Origin of the sequence: Microcoleus sp. F10-B2, assembly GCF_036704965.1 — a bacterium.
Taxonomy (GTDB): domain Bacteria; phylum Cyanobacteriota; class Cyanobacteriia; order Cyanobacteriales; family Microcoleaceae; genus Microcoleus.
Window position 1 is genome coordinate 55434 of the sequence record NZ_JAUBTB010000038.1, and the last position, 17248, is coordinate 72681.

15 protein-coding genes are annotated in these 17248 nt (G+C 46.0%); 8 read left to right on the forward strand and 7 right to left on the reverse strand.

What is annotated here, in order from left to right; translation table 11 throughout:
• Positions 1-2: 2 nt before the first annotated feature.
• Both QUA99_RS16440 and QUA99_RS16445 read right to left on the reverse strand, forming a co-directional pair.
• Positions 3-590: a cytochrome b/b6 domain-containing protein gene (locus QUA99_RS16440; protein ID WP_333238463.1), complete on the reverse strand. Its 588-nt coding sequence runs from the start codon at positions 588-590 to the stop codon at positions 3-5.
• A gap of 147 nt (positions 591-737) precedes the next feature.
• The gene (locus QUA99_RS16445) at positions 738-1085 is read right to left on the reverse strand and encodes a hypothetical protein (protein ID WP_333441903.1); all 348 of its coding nucleotides are present in this window, start codon (positions 1083-1085) and stop codon (positions 738-740) included.
• A 141-nt stretch (positions 1086-1226) separates the two neighbouring features.
• Between QUA99_RS16445 and QUA99_RS16450 the strand changes: the two genes are divergently transcribed.
• Positions 1227-5177 (forward strand): PAS domain S-box protein, encoded by a 3951-nt coding sequence (locus QUA99_RS16450; RefSeq protein WP_333238459.1) that lies wholly within the window; start codon positions 1227-1229, stop codon positions 5175-5177.
• 57 nt (positions 5178-5234) lie between these two features.
• The gene (locus tag QUA99_RS16455) at positions 5235-5378 is read left to right on the forward strand and encodes a hypothetical protein (protein WP_333238457.1); all 144 of its coding nucleotides are present in this window, start codon (positions 5235-5237) and stop codon (positions 5376-5378) included.
• A 193-nt stretch (positions 5379-5571) separates the two neighbouring features.
• On the opposite strand, the gene QUA99_RS16460 is transcribed toward QUA99_RS16455, so the two are convergent.
• The 3 genes from QUA99_RS16460 to QUA99_RS16470 form a co-directional block, all read right to left on the reverse strand.
• Complete coding sequence (locus QUA99_RS16460) at positions 5572-8820, reverse strand: tetratricopeptide repeat protein (RefSeq protein ID WP_333343410.1); 3249 nt, start codon at positions 8818-8820, stop codon at positions 5572-5574.
• Between the two features lie 176 nt (positions 8821-8996).
• On the reverse strand, positions 8997-9731 hold the full coding sequence (locus QUA99_RS16465; protein WP_333238453.1) for a glycosyltransferase family 4 protein: 735 nt from the start codon (positions 9729-9731) through the stop codon (positions 8997-8999).
• Positions 9732-9800: 69 nt separating this feature from the next.
• Complete coding sequence (locus tag QUA99_RS16470) at positions 9801-10016, reverse strand: hypothetical protein (protein WP_333238451.1); 216 nt, start codon at positions 10014-10016, stop codon at positions 9801-9803.
• 213 nt (positions 10017-10229) lie between these two features.
• On the opposite strand from QUA99_RS16470, the gene rpiA reads away from it, so the two are divergent.
• The 4 genes from rpiA to QUA99_RS33155 all read left to right on the forward strand — a co-directional run bounded on the left by rpiA (position 10230) and on the right by QUA99_RS33155 (position 13545).
• A complete protein-coding gene (gene rpiA / locus QUA99_RS16475) occupies positions 10230-10946 on the forward strand; it encodes a ribose-5-phosphate isomerase RpiA (RefSeq protein ID WP_333238448.1) in 717 nt (238 codons plus the stop codon).
• A 247-nt stretch (positions 10947-11193) separates the two neighbouring features.
• Complete coding sequence (locus QUA99_RS16480) at positions 11194-12378, forward strand: aldo/keto reductase (protein ID WP_445251017.1); 1185 nt, start codon at positions 11194-11196, stop codon at positions 12376-12378.
• Between the two features lie 215 nt (positions 12379-12593).
• Positions 12594-13349, forward strand: a complete 756-nt coding sequence (locus QUA99_RS16485; protein WP_333238446.1) for a Fe-Mn family superoxide dismutase — start codon at positions 12594-12596, stop codon at positions 13347-13349.
• Complete coding sequence (locus tag QUA99_RS33155) at positions 13297-13545, forward strand: alanine-zipper protein (RefSeq protein WP_445251018.1); 249 nt, start codon at positions 13297-13299, stop codon at positions 13543-13545. The genes QUA99_RS16485 and QUA99_RS33155 overlap by 53 nt, the downstream gene beginning before the upstream one ends.
• Here QUA99_RS33155 and rsmG read toward each other — a convergent pair.
• Positions 13542-14285: a 16S rRNA (guanine(527)-N(7))-methyltransferase RsmG gene (gene rsmG, locus QUA99_RS16490; RefSeq protein WP_333238444.1), complete on the reverse strand. Its 744-nt coding sequence runs from the start codon at positions 14283-14285 to the stop codon at positions 13542-13544. The two genes, QUA99_RS33155 and rsmG, sit on opposite strands and share 4 nt — an antisense overlap.
• 104 nt (positions 14286-14389) lie before the next feature.
• Positions 14390-15061 carry an ABC transporter ATP-binding protein gene (locus QUA99_RS16495; RefSeq protein ID WP_172184743.1) on the reverse strand — a complete coding sequence of 224 codons (672 nt, stop codon included), beginning with the start codon at positions 15059-15061 and terminating at the stop codon, positions 14390-14392.
• Between the two features lie 372 nt (positions 15062-15433).
• Between QUA99_RS16495 and QUA99_RS16500 the strand changes: the two genes are divergently transcribed.
• Both QUA99_RS16500 and QUA99_RS16505 read left to right on the forward strand, forming a co-directional pair.
• A complete protein-coding gene (locus tag QUA99_RS16500) occupies positions 15434-16450 on the forward strand; it encodes a Sll0314/Alr1548 family TPR repeat-containing protein (RefSeq protein WP_333238442.1) in 1017 nt (338 codons plus the stop codon).
• 128 nt (positions 16451-16578) lie between these two features.
• Positions 16579-17031 carry a DUF3531 family protein gene (locus tag QUA99_RS16505; RefSeq protein ID WP_333238440.1) on the forward strand — a complete coding sequence of 151 codons (453 nt, stop codon included), beginning with the start codon at positions 16579-16581 and terminating at the stop codon, positions 17029-17031.
• The last annotated feature ends 217 nt before the right edge of the window (positions 17032-17248 follow it).

Sequence of the window (17248 nt, forward strand, 5' to 3'; positions counted from 1 at the left end):
ATTTATCCAACCTTTTGAGACTTTGCGAACTTGGTGCGAACAAAGTTTGCCAACCTGCGCCAATTAGCTCTCACAACTTTCTTCTGAGCTAAAATATGCAAAATTACGAACGCTAAAAACGTGTACCCAAGCCAAAAATGCAAACTCCTTCCCACCTCAACCATTGCGGGATTCTTCGGAAACATATCCGGCACAACAATTCCAAAAAATGGCACATTATTATTTCTGATAGAGTTAGAAAGTAAGAAACCAGCAACCGGAACTAGCCACATAAAAACGTACAAAGTCGCGTGCAGAGCCAAATTTTTGTACCATTCCTTCGTAAACTTTGGCAGGCGTTTCGTATATTTTTTCCACCATACCCGCAGGAGAGTCAAAATCCGCAAAGTCAGGAAAGCCATTGTCAGCACCCCTACGGATTTGTGAAAAGCGTAAAGCGGATTTCGGATCGACAATTCTCTCGGCAATTGAGCCATAAACGGACCGGTAATAAACAGCACTAAATAGCAAGCTGACATCGCCCAGTGTAAAGACATCAGTTGTTTGAACGCAGAATTAAGTCTGGGTTTCGCAGCGGGTTGGGTACTCACTCTTCCTTACCTCCTTAGCGTTTGCTGGACAAGATTAAGTAAAAACTATCGGACTAAAGCCTGTGACCGATCGTGCATTATAAGATATAATTAACTTAATTCTTGCAAATATTTATTAAACAGTCAAATTAACTATATTCAGGATCGTCATTCCCAACACAAAACGATCGTATTTGGGTCGATCGCCTCCCAAGCAGTTTTGAGGTTAAGTATTCCCAAGGCAACCGCCAAAGCTGACCCAACAATTGCAACCGCCGCCCGGTTCATCCCCAGTCCCGGCAAATATCCCAAACCGAATCCAAGTAGGTCAGTCCCAATACTAGGTATTTGAGTGTTATCATATATACTTAAAACCCTTGATTGTGGCTTTTTTCCATTGTCTGGGATGCTCAAAGTACAGACCGGGTAATTGCAGCTAAACCTGCTGGCATTGCAACTAGCGCTAAATATCGCCGGCAAACGGTTAACAACTACAAACAAACACAGTGGTTGCATTGGGAAGCAAAAACCAGCGCGCTGGACAAGTTGTATTTTTGTTACAATTTGTAACTTTTTTAAAACAACAGGTTTAATTTAGTTTCACAAGAAAGTTAAATTCCAGAAAGTAAAATTTATTACAGTCGAGTTAAGCCAAAAGTGTTTGCTAAAAAAAGTCATTCAAGCAACCCAGAAACCAACAATTCTCAATCGATAGGCACGGAGGGCGAGTTCGCAGCAGAAAAACTTTCGTGCAGCCAACAAGTCGAACAGGATTGGTATCGAACTCTCTACGACAATTTTCCGGGAATTTACTTTGTTCTAGACGCTGTGGGAAGAGTTTTTTCGCTCAATCAATTCGGCGCGTCTCGCCTCGCCTACAAATCGCAGGAATTAATTTTTCATTCAATTTTTAACATATTTTACTGCGAAGATCGAGGAAAAATGCAAGCTGAATTTGCCGGATTGGCACAGCCGGAAAACGGTAAACCAACTCCAAAATTTGCCTGTTGGGAAGGCGGCTTGACTTGCAAAGACGGCAGGATTATCTGGGTAAAAGCAACCGCCCGCGCCATGCCTGCGGTCAACTGGAAAATAGAGGAAAATACCGCTGGTAGATCGCTTGCCAATTTCCAAGGGCCGACTGTACTGTTAGTTTGCGAAGAAATTAGAGCCGATGCGCGGCTATCTGCCCAGCCCTACCAGAGAGAAAAGTGGTGCAGTCCTACTTTGGCGATCGCAAAATTAGCCAAAAGTCAATTTAAAAAACGCCAAAATCTAGAAGAATTTATCCGCGAAGTAACAGAAACTGCTGTCAGTATTGTCAACTGCGATCGAGCCAGTATTTGGCTGTACGGCGAAGACCAAACGCAGCTTCACTGCATCGACCTTTACGAACAAAATACTAAACTCCACTCCGTACAAATAATCATTACAGCCGCCGACTGTCCGGCGTATTTTCAAGCTTTAAAATCCGCAAGTGCGATCGCAACGGTGGCAGCAGAAAATGACCCGAGAACGCGAGAACTTGCCAGTCTTTATTTTTCCGGTCGGGGCACGACTTCCCTGTTAAACGTACCGATTGTGCTAGCAGGTCAACTGGCGGGAATAGTCAGCGCCGAACGCCAGGGTTCCGGCTGTGAGTGGACGGAAGAAGAACACGAATTCACCCAAATATTAGCAGACTTTGTATCGTCTAGTTTGTCTGCTAGCGAAAGGTCTAAATTAGAAGCAATGCGGCGCGAACAGCAGCAAAACTTGGTGGCCCAATACTACAACCAACTAGAAGAAAGAGTAGAAAGACGCACTGCCGAACTTAAAAAAGCCAACAAAAAATTGCAAAAAGAAATAATTAAAAGAAAAAAAGTAGAAGCAGAAATGTGCCGGCAGCACCAAGAACAGCAAATTATTTTTGATTCCGTGCCGGCGATGATTTGGTACAAAGATACCGCAAGCCGCCTGCTGCGAATTAATAAAGCCGCCGCTGCATCAAGAGGTTTGCCTGCGGCTCAATTAGAAGGAAAATCTTTTTATGAAATCTATCCTGACGAAGCAGAGCAATATTATTTAGAAGATTTGGAAGTAATTAATTCCGGCGTTCCCAAACAAGGAAAAGTCGAACTTCTGCCAACTGTCTCGGGTCAAAAATGCTGGGTGCGGACTGATAAAATACCTTACCGCGACGAAACAGGTCAAGTCGCTGGCGTGATAGTTTTTGCAGTCGATATCACCGAGTTAATGCGAGTAGAAAAAGAATTGCGAGACTATCGCGATCGGCTTGAAGGAAGAGTCGAAAAACGCACCGCCATGTACAGGCAAGCCATGACCGCTTTGTACTCGGCAAATACGCAATTGAAACAGCTAATTAACAACAGCTATTCCGGTAAAAATGGCGGCAGCGCAGCAGCACCGAGCTTGCTTGAATCCGAAGCTTATTTTGAAGCAGTTGCCGTGGCTGACCGCGACACAATTTTGAGCGTCAGCAACACTTTTGCCAAGCTGTTCGGTTACGAACCTGCGGAAATGGCGGGAATGAGCTTGCTGGAACTGCTGTCGCCGAAATCATACAAACAGGCCCCGCAAATGATTTCTGCAGCCAGCAATACAGTCTGTGAAACAATTTTTCTGAGGCGAGACGGAACTGCTTTTCCGGCTGATGTTCGCAGCAAATTCGCGGTTGTGGAAGGTCGTTTAGTGCAGGTGAAAGCAGTGCGAGACCTCACGGAACGCAAGTTAATAGCGGCAGAATTAGAGCGATCGCGCTCTCTGCTGCACGCTACCTTGGAAGCAACAGCCGACGGCATTCTCGCCGTTACTACCGCCGGAGAACTGATTAGTTTTAACCAAAAGTTAGTCCAAATGTGGGGAATTCATGAAGAAGTTAGAAACTCCATGGATCGAACGGTGCGGCTGGCATTTCTCACCACGCAAGTTAAAGATCCGAGGGCTTTTTTGCAGAGAGTTAAAGAAATTTACAGCGATGCGGAGTCCGAAGGCTGCGATATTCTTGAATTTAAAGACGGCCGCACTTTTGAGCGCTACACGCAGCCGATTCGAGTCGGACAAAATATTATTGGCAGGGTGTGGCGCTTCCGCGATATTACCTCTCGCGAAAAGGTGACGGCAATGTTGGGAGATTCTCAAAGGCGCTTTCGGGCAATTTTTGATTCTTCGTTCCAATTTGTGAGCTTGTTGAAACCGGACGGCACTCTCCTGGAAGCTAACCAAACTTCTCTAGATTTCGCGGGAATTAAGCTGCAGGATGTGGCAAACCGACCGTTTTGGCTGTTGCCGTGGTGGGGAACTTCCTCAGAAGTTCGGGAACAGTTGCAAGAGGCGATTTCTCGATCGGCAAAAGGCGAATTTGTCCGCTATGAAGTGGAAATTCAAGGTGCAAATCGGACGGCAACTGTTGATTTTTCTCTCAAACCGGTCGCGGATGAAACTGGCAAAATAGTATTGCTGTTGCCGGAAGGTCGAGACATAACTCAAAGCAAGCGAGCCCAAGTCGCGCTGCGGCAACAAATAGAACGGGAACGCCTGATCGCGCAGATTCAATCGCGCATCCGTTCTTCTCTAGATATTAAAGATATTCTCAACACTACAGTAGCTGAAGTGCGGGAATTTTTGGCAACCGATCGAGTGGTTGTTTTCCGCTTCCGGTCAGATTGGAACGGAGATGTGGTGGTGGAGTCGGTTGGAGAAGAATGGATGCCGCTGATGGGGAGGGCATTTGAGGACTGCTGTTTTGCCAATACTTACATCGGACAGTATTTAAAGGGCCGCATTCGCGCCGTAGAGGATATTCATGCTTCTAATTTGACCGAGTGTCACATGAATTTTTTGGCGGGGTGTCAGGTGAAGGCAAATTTGGTAGTGCCGATTGTCCAGCAGGGAATAGAACCTCGGGAAGGTAACGGTTCTTGTCAAGTGCCGAAGTTGTGGGGTTTGCTGATTGCCCACCACTGTTCGGAACCCCGCCAGTGGCAGCAATTTGATATGGATTTGCTGAGTCAGTTGGGTACTCAAGTGGCGATCGCGATCGAACAATCTTTAGTTTACCAGCAGCTAGCTGCTGCCAACCAGCGGTTGGACGGGTTGGCGAATTTGGACAGCCTGACTCAGCTAGCTAACCGCCGCCGATTTGACGAGGTGATCAACCGGGAATGGGAGCAGTCGAGCTCTTCGGAACCGCTATCTTTGATTATGTGCGACATTGACTGTTTTAAACTTTACAACGACAATTACGGCCACCAAGCCGGAGATGCTTGTTTGCAGCAAGTGGGCCGGGCGATCGGGGATGCTTGCACTAATGCACCCGCAGAACAACTCTATTTGGCTGCTAGGTACGGCGGCGAGGAATTTGGGGTAATTTTGCCAAATACGGATATCGCGGCTGCACAGGCTGTTGCTGAGGGAATCCGCCAGCGTGTCAAAGCCTTAGCAATTCCCCACATTAAGTCTGTTGTCAGCGATTGCGTGACTCTCAGCATGGGGGTGGCGACGATTTCTGAAAACCAAAATTCGCCGAAAATGTTGATTGAAGCGGCTGATAAGGCGCTTTATCGAGCTAAGTCTGGCGGGCGCGATCGAGTGGCTATTAGTGATTAGTCGGCAGTCATGTTATTTTAGATTTTAGATTTTAGATTTTAGATTTGGGAATGACTGATGAAGCTCGCGGTTTGGAGCTTGTCTGCTGTTGCATTTTTTTTTGAAACTGGTGTTACTAAAAAAGCGATCGCCCTAACAGGCATAAAGTTAGTGCGATCGCGGTACTATGAATCAGCTATTTATCTATCAGACTCGGTGTGAAATTTTTACGCATTTTCGCGGTTTTTTTTACAAAACTTTACCGGGAGTAGCGTACAAATATCCAGAAACCGCGTTTCTCTACCTGATATCTCTTTTTTTATTGAACCGCAGAGAACGCAGAGGGCACAGAGGAAGAGCCGAGAGCAACAGAGGAGTTCACAACTGATGAGGGATTGCTATAGCAATTCGCCACCTATTTAGCTAACAGTTTTTGAAATACCTCATACATATCCTCAGCCAACTTTGTAGGATTCCACAAAGGTGCGAGATGTTCTGGCTGCTTAGATTTTACTAAATGCTCTTTCACCGCATTTCTGAAACCAGGATCGCGACCAAACTTAACTCCCAATTGCGTGTATTCCTCCCAACTCCACGCCGCACCAACATCAAGATTTGCACTTTTCAGAAAAGCGTAACCCATCCGCGAAAGATATTGGTCGCCGGAGCGAGTTACCACTGGCAAATTCGCCCACAAAGCCTCTAAATTGTGAGTCCCCCCGTTGTAAGGATAGGAATCTAAAAGCACGTCGGCTACATAATAAATAGCCCGGTGTTCTTCTTCACTTTTAGTTTGCCCTATAAACTTAATCCGAGCAAAATCTACTCCCTGAATTTCGCATTCTTCGCGGTAAGTGCTGTGAATAACATCGGGGTCGCCTTGACCTTTGCGGATTAACAAACTATCTGGTACTTCCTTGAGGATTTGAACTTGAGCTCGTACCATTTCGGGATTGGTTTTTCTCCCTGGCGCAACGCACAGATAAGTCATTTGCTCTAAGCCAATTCCGAGAGCGTTCCTAATCGCCTCTCGATTCACAGGAATGCTTTGCAGTTGCCCAATTGCTACAGAACAAACTGGCAATCTTACTAACTGTTCTAAGTAATTTTTTTCAACACCCGGGGGGTGAGTGTGTTCGTCACAAAGGAAGTAGTGATTATCTGAAATGTAGGGTGCGTCGAATCCCAGCCAAGAAACGCAAATTCCCGCAGGATATTGATACAGCACTTCGACATTTGTTGGCACTGTCATCGAGTCTAAGTCTATTAAAACATCCAAATCGTCTTGCACTACTTCCGCGAAGATTTCGCCGCCGTCAGCAAAGCCGTTTGGATATTTTTTAGGCCAGTAAAACTTCCCCGCCATTTCTTCAAACCGCTGCGTAACTTCATCTCGGTGGAGTTTGCCGGTGACGTACAGGTGAACGTGGGGGGTGATGCGGCTTAATTCGCGAATTAAAGCTTCGCTGCACCAGCCTACCGAGTGGCGGCGGAAGTGTTTGGAAAGGAAGCCGATTTTTAAATGTTTTTGTCCCGGATTATTGGCGGCTTTAATTCTGTTCACCGGGCGCTGGGGGACGGCTTTTTTGTAGTATTCTTTGGCAATTAGGCGGTAAAAACTAGCATTTTTTTCGCGGTTGTCTCGCAGGTGAGAAACTGCAAACAGGAAGATTTCGTAGAGCAGTTTTAGTTCGATTACGCTAAAGGTTTCGACCTTTTCGTAGCAGAATTTTTCGATTTCTTCCAGTTTCTGAATTGCCTGTTTGCTGACACCTGATTGCAGGTAGGAAAAGACGTAGGCTGTGGCTGACATGACTGGGGCGACATCGCCGCACAATTCGCAGTATTTGTCGGCTACGCTGCGGGCTCCGGCAAGGTTGGTGGAATGGCTTAGCAAGTCGCACAGTTGTTGGTGGGCTTCGCTGAATTTGGGGTTGCATTCGATCGCCTTTTCAAAATGCGCGATCGCCTCCAAGGGCTTATCTTGTTTCTGAATGTGTCCCATCCGGCAGTAAACCTCTGCCCAATCCGGTTTTAATGCCAAAGCTTGCTGATAGCTGGCTAAAGCTTCTTCCAGCCTGCCCTGCATGGAAAAACAACTGCCGAGGTTAGCGTGAACTTCCGGCCAGTCGGGCTTGATTTTCAGAGTATTTTGATAATTAGCAATCGCTTCTTCGTACTTGTTTTGCTGTAAAAAAGAATTTGCTAAATTGAAGTGCAAAACTTCTAATTGCGGCTTTAAAGCTACAGCTTTCTGATAGTAAGCGATGGCGGCATCGAGATTGCCTCGCTGAGAATGCGCGCTGCCGATGTTACCGTAAGCTTCGGCCCAATCCGGTTTAATGGCGATCGCTTTTTCGTAGCTTTCGATGGCTTCGTCGCGCTTTCCTTGGCTAAAAAGTCGATTACCTAAGTTAAAGTGGAAGTCGGCACCGACTAGCTGCGGGTTGAGTTCGGATGTTCTTTTAAAACAGGCGATCGCTGCTTCGATGTTGCCGTGTTTGTGATATACTTTCCCTAAATTCCAGTGAGCTCCCGCTAAATCTGGACTCAGGGCAATGGCTTGCTGGTAATGGGCGATCGCTTCTTCCAAACGCCCCATTTTGAAATACATACTGCCGATATTGGCGCGCACTTCTGCAAAGTTTGGCTGGAATTCTAGGGCTTGAGAATACGATCGAATCGCAGCTTCATTTTTGCCTTCTGCTTGCAAAGCATTGCCTAAAGTGACGTAAGCGTGGATGAAATCCGGTCGAATTTTTAGGGCTTGGTGGCACGCTGCGATCGCCTCTTTAATTTTGCCTTGAACTAAAAAATTTTCGGCGAGTTTTTTGTAGGGTTCTACTTCTTGATAATTGGCAACTTGTCCGCTATCTGGAACATTGAGCGAGGTAACTTGTTCGGAGACTTCAGCGGGGTTTGTAAACGGAGTATTTAAAGTCTCAGCGGTGGGCGCTGGCGGCAAATTTATGCTCGAAGGCTGCAAGCCGTAGCCTTCATCTTTGTTGACAGATACTGGTTGCTGTTCGCCTGATTCTGCTTCTAATTCCATAAATTTGCTATCGGTAGCTTCCCGCTGTTTTTGCGCTATCAAACTCGATAGTTTCTCCGCAGCGCTGGCATCTCCCGGTTGCATTTGCAGCACTTTTTGATAGCAGGCAATTGCTGCATCTAACTTTCCTTGCTGCTGCAAAACGCTGCCCAGCATCATATTTACCGAGCACAATTCTGGATTAATGGCAAGAGCTTTTTGGTAAGAATTTGCAGCCTGTTCCAATTGCCCTAACTTGTAATACATACTGCCGAGATTCGCGCTGGCTTCAGCAAATTTTGGCTGAATTTCTAAAGCTTGCAAGTAAGCTTGAATTGCCATTTCCAGCTTTTCTTGACTGTGCAGGGCATTGCCCATTGTCAAGTAAGCCGCAGCAAAATTAGGTTTGAATTTAAGAGCGAGATTGCAAGATGCGATCGCCTTTTCAAATTCTCCTTGCAAAGCATAAACTTCCGCCAACTTTTTATGAACTTCCGCATCTTCGGGATTGAACTCTAAAGCTTTCTGATAGTTCTCGATGGCGCCACCTAGATTACCTCGATCTTTCAGCAAATTTCCCTTTTGAAAATAATCTCTCACTGCCTCTAAACCTACTAAAGAATTCCCGATCATTTGCTCTGCCACTCTTACAGGTTTTACTCTAATAATATTCAACCATTCTACCCACTATCGGGATCGAACAGACCAAGTACACCCTCGATTTATATATTCTACCTGCTGTCTCAGATGATTTTCAGCAGTGGCGCCTCCCGCACCCGTGCCCTCATTTAAAACTCCGACTATCGCCTCTAAGAAACCGCCTTGTATATTCCTCCCAATCTGGGTTGGCCCGCACGCTTCCAATTAGTTATCGATGCAAAATTTTTCACCCCTGACATTGAAACTAGACGGGCAAATCCAGCAGTTGTTTCCGGCAAAGCTGCCAATTCACTCGTCACAATCCGGCAACCGCAGGCCATCGCCTCCATCACGGCAATAGATGAGGTTTCCAAATAGGTATTCGGGTCAGCTAAAACCGCGACTGAACGCAGTTGCCGGACGAGTTCGGGTTGCGGTACGGAACCGACGTACTCGACGCCTTCTGTTTCCTGACACTGCCGGTAAAGTTGACCTAAAAAAAGCTGGTTCTCATTGTCGTCTATTTGGTGTACTTTCATGTTTGAAAATACTTTGAATCTGGTTCCGGGCAAAGCTTGACGAATTTCGGGAAAGACTTTTAACAAAATATCGAGTCTGCGAAATGGAGTGCTGTTGTAAGCTAGAATTGGCGGTCGGTATTTATGAGAGAGGATAGAAACATTATCGGGTAAACTGTTAGCAAGACAAGGTGCGATCGCATTTCTTAAAACACAACTGCGATTGGATTCAAGCCCAAAGCGCCCGTGAAATTGCTCGCGCTGCCAGTCGCTGACAAATACAAAGGCATCGCAAGCATTGATTTCTCGCTGATTGTTGAAATCTTGGAGAAATACAAAGCCCGGTTCGTTATGAATCCACAAAATTAACTTAGTGCCGTCGCCCAAAAGCGCCTTAACTTCCAGCGCTTTGCCGGCTACATTGACTATAACTCAAAAATCGAGCGATCGCAGCAATTATAAATTAGATTTGTCCCCCACGCGCCGCCTGCAATCAAGGCCGCGCGATATCCCCGACTCGGAAGTATTGTTGAGCAAAAATACCTCGTTTCCCTGTGCAGCCAAAGCCTCAGCTAAGTAACAAATAGCCTGCTGAGTGCCGCCCAAAGGTTCGCGGCAACGAGTTTCAATATTGTAATCCCAAGTGTAGGTATCGAGAAATCCGATTTTCATTGTGGCAATTATCACCGATTTGTGAACTATATTTTTTTTATTTAACCGCAGAGGACGCAGAGGGCGCAGAGAAAAAAGAGATAAGTTCCCACTTGAAATAATTTGCGAGTTCCCTCTCTTCTTCTTCTTCCTCTCTGCGTTCTCTGCGCTCTCTGCGGTTAAATAAATCCATAATAAATGGTATAATCTTAAAACTATTGAGGAGTACCGAACATGACCGCAGAACAAGATCCCGTAAAATTGATGAAACAGCAAGTCGGCTTTGCAGCAGCCGATCGCGTAAAATCTGGTATGATTGTCGGACTCGGCACCGGGTCAACTACAGCTTATACTATTCAAGCCTTGGGCGATCGCATAAAATCAGGTGAACTCAAAGATATCAAGGGAGTCCCGACATCTTTTCAATCAGAAGTGTTAGCAAAACAGTACGGAGTACCGCTGACAACACTCGATGAAATTGACAGAATTGATGTTGCTATTGACGGCGCTGATGAAGTAGATCCCCACCTCAACTTAATTAAAGGTGGTGGCGCTGCCCACACCCGCGAAAAAGTAGTCGATTACCTCGCCACTCAATTTATTGTAGTAGTTGACAGTTCCAAAATCGTAGATAAATTGGGTTCGACTTTTCGCGTCCCCATCGAAGTTATACCGATGGCATTAACACCAGTGATGCGCGCCATTGAAAAATTGGGTGGCAAACCAGAACTCCGCATGGGTGTGAAAAAAGCAGGCCCCGTAATTACCGATCAAGGTAATATGGTAATTGATGTTCAATTTGATAACCTGGACAATCCTGGGGAATTAGAAAAAACTTTGAATAACATTCCCGGCGTGTTAGAAAATGGCTTGTTTGTCAACTGTACAGATTTGGTTTTAGTGGGCGAAATTCAAGACGGAAAACCAGTAGTCCGGGAAATTTATAAATAGAAATACCTAGCACTGGTTGAATTTGTAGGGTGCTTTTCGGCGCACCGATTGACTGTGCACCCTACAATATAGACTTGAATGGCATTGATTCCCTCGCTCTTCTAGAAATTATCTGCGTTAATCTGCGTTAATCTGCCTGACATCTGCGGTTGACAGGCTATCAAAGATTTATGCAATAAGTCTAATGACCGATGCTCAGTGGACGCCCTACAGTTAGATGTGTTGATAAGTTCATATCTCTTTTTTGATGATGCAATATCGCAGATTCGGTCGCACAGAATTATCCATGCCCGTCTTTTCCTGCGGTGGCATGAGATATCAGTACAAATGGCAAGACGTGCCAGCCAATGAAATTCCCCCAGACAATCAACAAAATCTAGAAGCAACGATTAGATACTCAGTTGAATGCGGCATCAATCACATAGAAACTGCTCGCGGTTACGGCACTTCCGAGATGCAATTGGGGCTAATTTTGCCGAACTTTCCCCGCGAAAAGTTAATAGTGCAAACGAAAGTTAGCCCCAAACCAAACTCCCAAGAGTTTCGCGAAGACTTTGATAAATCCTTAGCTTATTTGCAACTGGAATACGTCGATTTACTGTCGCTACACGGCATTAATACCTGGGAATTGCTAGAGGAGTCTATGCGTCCGGGCGGCTGCATGGATGTGGCAAAAAAGTTGCAAGCAGAAGGCAAAGTTCGGTTTATTGGTTTCTCAACTCACGGCCCGACGGATGTGATTGTCAAAACAATTGAAACCAATCAATTTGATTATCTTAACTTGCACTGGTACTACATCAATCAAATTAATTGGCCGGCTATTGAAGCTGCTAAACGTCACGATATGGGCGTTTTTATTATCAGTCCTTCCGACAAAGGCGGTCAGCTTTACAGCCCGCCACAAAAATTGGTAGACTTGTGCTATCCGCTGAGTCCGATGGTGTTTAATGATTTGTTTTGTTTGTCGCATCCGCAAGTACACACTTTGAGTTTGGGCGCCGCCAAACCTGAAGATTTTAACGAGCATCTGAAAGCTGTAGAATTGTTAGATAGATCCGATGAAATTTTGCCACCGATATTAGCCAGGTTGGAAAATGCAGCAATTAATAAATTAGGAGAAGATTGGTTTAAGACTTGGCACGTCGGTTTACCCACTATCGAAAATACTCCCGGAGGTATTAATATTTATGTGATTTTGTGGCTGTGGAATTTGGCCCAGGCTTACGATACGATCGACTATTGCAAGATGCGCTACAACCTTTTAGGTAATGGGGGCCACTGGTTCCCCGGCCAAAAAGCCGATCGCATCGATGAATTAGACTTGCGCCGCCCTCTCGCCCACAGTCCCCACGCTGCTAAAATTCCCGGTATTCTCCAAGCAGCCGATCGGCTTTTTGGAGGCGAAGCCATCCAACGCTTGTCCCAAGAATAATCTAAAAAAAAACCCGGTTTCGAGACAGAAACCGGGTTGGTGAACCGGAGCACGTGAGTTAGTTACGCGCACACAATTAGCCTATACTTGAGAAACTCTCACAACCATCGCCCATCCGTCTCATCCATTCGGGCGATACAACTTTTTTTATCAACTCGCTCCCATTTTGCTTTAATCTGAGATAAAACAGTTAATAATTCACTTAGGTACTTTTTATGACTCTCAAACGCCGAGATTTCTTGTATTTGGTGACTGCCACCGTCGGAGCTATTACCGCAGGTGCTTGCCAAGCGTCAGGAAATAATGTATCGCAAGCAAGTCCAATTGCAGAAAGTCCAAAAATAGCCCAAACTCCGGGGCCTTTTACACTTCCGCCTCTGCCTTACGAATACAATGCTTTAGAACCGCACATCGATGCGCGGACAATGCAATTTCACCACGACAAACACCACGCCGCTTACGTTAAAAACCTCAACGATGCTGTCAGCAAATACCCGCAACTCAAAAATATCACTGCGGAAAATATGCTGCGAGATTTGAGCAAAGTGCCGGAAGATATTCGCACAACCGTGCGTAACAATGGCGGCGGACACCTAAATCACAGTATGTTTTGGGAAATCATGGGCCCCAACGGCGGCGGCGAACCCACAGGGGCAATTGCAACAGCAATTAAGCAAAATTTCGGCAGTGTTGACGATTTTAAAGCAAAATTTAACGATGCCGGCACTAAGCGTTTTGGCAGCGGTTGGGTTTGGCTAGTCCGCAATAAAGCTGGCAAACTTGAGATTACAACTACGGCAAATCAAGACACGCCTTTCATGGATGGCAACTATCCAATTATGGGTAACGATGTTTGGGAACACGCTTATTATCTCAAATATCAAAACCTGCGCGCAGACTACTTAAAAGCTTGGTGGAATGTTGTTAATTGGGCGGAAATTAACAAGCGCTACGAAAAGGCGATCGGGTAGTTTTCAATTAGATGAAATAGAGGACACGGCCGATGAAATAGAGGACACGGCCGATGAAATACAGGACACGGCCGATGAAATAGAGGACACGGCCGATGAAATACAGGACACGGCCGATGAAATACAGGACACGGCCGATGAAATACAGGACACGGCCGATGAAATACAGGACACGGCACTGCCGTGTCCCTACTAGCGCACGGGACGCTCGAACTGCTGTACAACTTTCCGCAAGTAAACGCAGTGCCGGGCCCCCTGACTCGTCGGCGTTGTGAATGCTTCTACTGACTCAACTTTACCGCCCAAATGCTCGATCGCCCTTTGCAACTCCGTTTCTTCCTCCACCGTCCAATTCCCACGGTAAAGTACAGCCAAACCGCCATTTTTCAGCAGAGGCAGCGCGCATTTAGCGCAGAGAGGAGCGGCTCCAACTGCTCTGAGAAGTGCTAGATCGTAAGCTTGTTTGTGCTGCTGCCCTCGGGCAATTTCATCGGCTCTGCCCAACAAAGTCGCCGCATTTTCTATCCCTAAAGACGGCACAACTGTTTCCAAAAAAGTAATTTTTTTGCGAGTAGAATCGAGCAAAGTAACTGATAGTTGCGGCAGGGCGATCGCAATTGGCAACCCCGGAAAACCCCCACCAGTCCCAATGTCGATCGCTTTCTGCACCGACTCGGCGGCCAATTCTGGATTTTCCGCCAAATTGTGATTAGTTGGCAGCAGTCTGGCAATTCCCCGCAGAGAATCCCACAAATGTTTTTCCCAAAACTCCATCGGCTCAGTAATTCGAGTTAAATTCAAGGAGCGATTTCCCTCGACAATTAACTCGTAAAGTCGCTGAAATTGTTGCTGCTGCGACTCATCCGGCTGCCAGTTCAGCGTTTTTTGCCACAACTCGTTCATCTCCGGTAGCACAGGCATTGTAATCTGATTCATCTTCTATTGCCACTTTTTCCTAAAATATGCAAATTATCTTCGCCCAAAAATGCTTCACAATGCGATCGGCCCGCCCGCACTAACTAATGACTAATGACTAATGACTAATGACTAACAAAACTGGTTTCCTTAGCTTCTAATTTAGCCCGATCGACCTCCTGCAAATCGCCGTGATCTAAAGTCCAAAAGCGATCAGCAACGCTCAGCAAATCGCTAGCATCGTGAGTTACAATCAACAAAGTCCAGTGACTTTTCAACTTGCTCAACAAGCTTACCAACTGCCGCCGCATCGACCAATCCAAACCCGCCGTCGGTTCGTCCAATAGTAGCAAATGCGGCTGCCGAATTAACTGCACCGCCAGGGCTACCCTGCGCTGTTGACCGCCGCTCAAAGCGTGTGGGGAAGCCCGCAGCGGCAAATGTCCGAGCCCCACTTCTGCCATTGCTGAGTTAATTTGTTCTTGTCCCAATTCAGGATGTCCCAGTCGCAATTCTTCTAAAATTGTGCCTCCGCAAAAATGCCTTTCGGGAAACTGGAACACTAAACCTCCTAACTGTTGCAAGTGTTCTGGGGTTAATTCTTGTTCCCGCCAACGGATGTCGCCGCTAGTTTTTTCCGCTAAACCTGCTAATATTTCTAAGAGCGTACTTTTGCCAGAACCGCTGCGACCCACAATCAGTCCCATTTGCTGCGAGGGAAGTTCTAAGTTAATATTTTTCAGAATAGCATTCGGACAGGCTGTAGGATGATATACTAAGTTTTTTAGATAAAGCATTAACGCAATTGGTAATTGGGGAGAAGGAAGGCACTACACGAATTTTGACACGGATACACGGATTAATTATCGAGCCTCAGCCATTTGTTTCTGGTTGTAGCCGATCGCACACAATTATTTTACATAAATCTTTACAAAAATTTCCTTTTTTTTCAGGATTGGCGTTTGATTTTTTGGTTTTTTCATGGTATATTTTAATAATGGAAATCTGTTCTTTAATATATTACAAGTCACACTTCCATTCTTAAAATATACCTCAGCAACCATAAAAAATCAAGCAAATTTCACTCTTTTTTTGGTCGCGGCCCGAAAGTCTGAAAATTTAACTCTCTTGTTTCTAGTTTACAGTATATTCCATTGAGAGAAGTGACGATGACGAAAACCCCTTTAGCATCGCTTGGCAAGCAAATGTTAAGTTCTAAACAGACAGTGCGGGCGATCGCCTGTGCAGGAGCGATCGCCCTCAGCATCTGCATTAACTCGGCAGTAGCGGGCGATCCCTTTCGCAACAGCAACCCGCAGGCGATCGGGCCCAACACCGAAACCGCTTTCAAAACAATGTTTCAGCAAGGAAACTACAAACAAGCAAAAACTCAAGTTCAACAAGCACTATCAGCCGAACCAAACGAGCCGCTAGCCTATGCAATGGCAGCCTCCCTCTCCTACATCGAGGAGGACTTAAACTCGATGAATTCCTACGCACAAAAAACCCGCGAAGTCGGCGAAAAATTGACTAAAACTAATCCATTGCGCGGCAATATTTACACAGCAGCAGGTCACTTTCTAGAAGGGGCGAACATTATAGCCAAAGAAGGAACAGCCAAAGGCGCGTCCCAAGCACTCAACAAACTGCGAGTAGTATTTCAATACCTAGAGGTCGCCGATAAAATAGCGCCCAACGACCCCGAACTTAACCTGATCAAAGGCTACATGGACTTAATGCTAGCCACAAACCTGCCCTTTTCCAACCCCAATGAAGCGATTCAAAGACTCGAACAAAAAGCCTCTCCCCGCTACTTAGCTTATCGCGGCATGGCAGTAGGCTATCGAGACTTGAAAAAGTACGATCGCGCTTTAGAATTTGCGAACAAATCCCTAGCTGAAACGCCCAATAATCCCGAAGTTCTCTATCTAAAAGCACAAATCTTATTTTCCCAATCCCAGGGGAAAGACGGCAACAAAACCTTACTTGAAGAAGCCAGAAAAAACTTCGACGCAGCCTTAGCAAAACCCGACCAACTGCCGCGCAGTTTAGTAGCCGAAATCTTCTTTCAGCAGTGCAGAACCCGCAACCGTCTCGACAGCAAATCTCGCGCCTGCGACCCCATGCGCGATAAAATTAGAGATGCAGATGGAGTCTGGGGGCCCGCGGCCTTACCACCACTATAAAAAGAGTCAGAGGGGAAGTCAGGAGTCAGGAGTCAGTAGGAAACTTTTCCCTGTCTCCCTGTCTCCCAATTTTCCTCTCTCCTGCAATCCAATTCCTGCAATTCCATTCCCTTTCTTTGAAAAAATTGATGCAAGTAGAGTTTCGCGAGTTTAACCCCTTTGACCTCTGGATTTGGCTGAAGTTCAGCAACGTGCCTTCAAACGGTGAAAAACAGTATGTTGAAGAAGTGTTTGACTCTTGGTTTTTCTTGGGAAAACTCGGAGGATTTAATGCGGAAAATTTGCAAGTTCAAGATGAAGGCTTAGATATCAGTCAGATGAATTACGATGTTAATCTAGCCGACCAAAGCATGATGGCTTTGATGCACAATATGGGAGAAATGGAGTATCAAGGTTCTTGGGCTCGCTGCTGGTTTGATTTGGGAACTAGCGATGCAATTGGCCTCGATGTTTTGATTAATGTTTTCCAGCAACTGAGCAAAGAATTCGTAACGATTGAAAAACTCATTATTGGCGGGGAAAATACAGACTGGCCCGTTGACACCAGTCGCCGTCGAGAGGCTTTTGCTGCTGATAATTAGTCATTAGTCATTACTCATTAGGGGCGGATTCTACTCGTTACTAGGCTCTGCCTGGTAACACAGATCCGGAGGCTCTGCCTCCTATGAAAGCTGCTCCGAAATCGAGGCAGAGCCTCTGGACATTGATTCCTAGGCAGAGCCTAGAGCGCCAGTCCAGTAAAAGAGGTTGACAAAAAGCCAAAAATATGATGGTCTATAAAAAACTAGCTGGGAAAGC

Bases quoted from the DNA above. Each gene is read 5' to 3' on its own strand.
- rpiA (WP_333238448.1), top strand. From the start codon at position 10,230: ATGACCGCAGAACAAGATCCCGTAAAATTGATGAAACAGCAAGTCGGC.
- QUA99_RS16485 (WP_333238446.1), top strand. From the start codon at position 12,594: ATGACTCTCAAACGCCGAGATTTCTTGTATTTGGTGACTGCCACCGTC.
- QUA99_RS16470 (WP_333238451.1), bottom strand. From the start codon at position 10,016: ATGAAAATCGGATTTCTCGATACCTACACTTGGGATTACAATATTGAA.
- QUA99_RS16480 (WP_445251017.1), top strand. From the start codon at position 11,194: ATGATGCAATATCGCAGATTCGGTCGCACAGAATTATCCATGCCCGTC.
- QUA99_RS33155 (WP_445251018.1), top strand. From the start codon at position 13,297: ATGTTGTTAATTGGGCGGAAATTAACAAGCGCTACGAAAAGGCGATCG.
- QUA99_RS16460 (WP_333343410.1), bottom strand. From the start codon at position 8,820: ATGATCGGGAATTCTTTAGTAGGTTTAGAGGCAGTGAGAGATTATTTT.
- QUA99_RS16495 (WP_172184743.1), bottom strand. From the start codon at position 15,061: ATGCTTTATCTAAAAAACTTAGTATATCATCCTACAGCCTGTCCGAAT.
- QUA99_RS16500 (WP_333238442.1), top strand. From the start codon at position 15,434: ATGACGAAAACCCCTTTAGCATCGCTTGGCAAGCAAATGTTAAGTTCT.
- rsmG (WP_333238444.1), bottom strand. From the start codon at position 14,285: ATGAATCAGATTACAATGCCTGTGCTACCGGAGATGAACGAGTTGTGG.
- QUA99_RS16505 (WP_333238440.1), top strand. From the start codon at position 16,579: ATGCAAGTAGAGTTTCGCGAGTTTAACCCCTTTGACCTCTGGATTTGG.
- QUA99_RS16455 (WP_333238457.1), top strand. From the start codon at position 5,235: ATGAAGCTCGCGGTTTGGAGCTTGTCTGCTGTTGCATTTTTTTTTGAA.
- QUA99_RS16445 (WP_333441903.1), bottom strand. From the start codon at position 1,085: ATGCAACCACTGTGTTTGTTTGTAGTTGTTAACCGTTTGCCGGCGATA.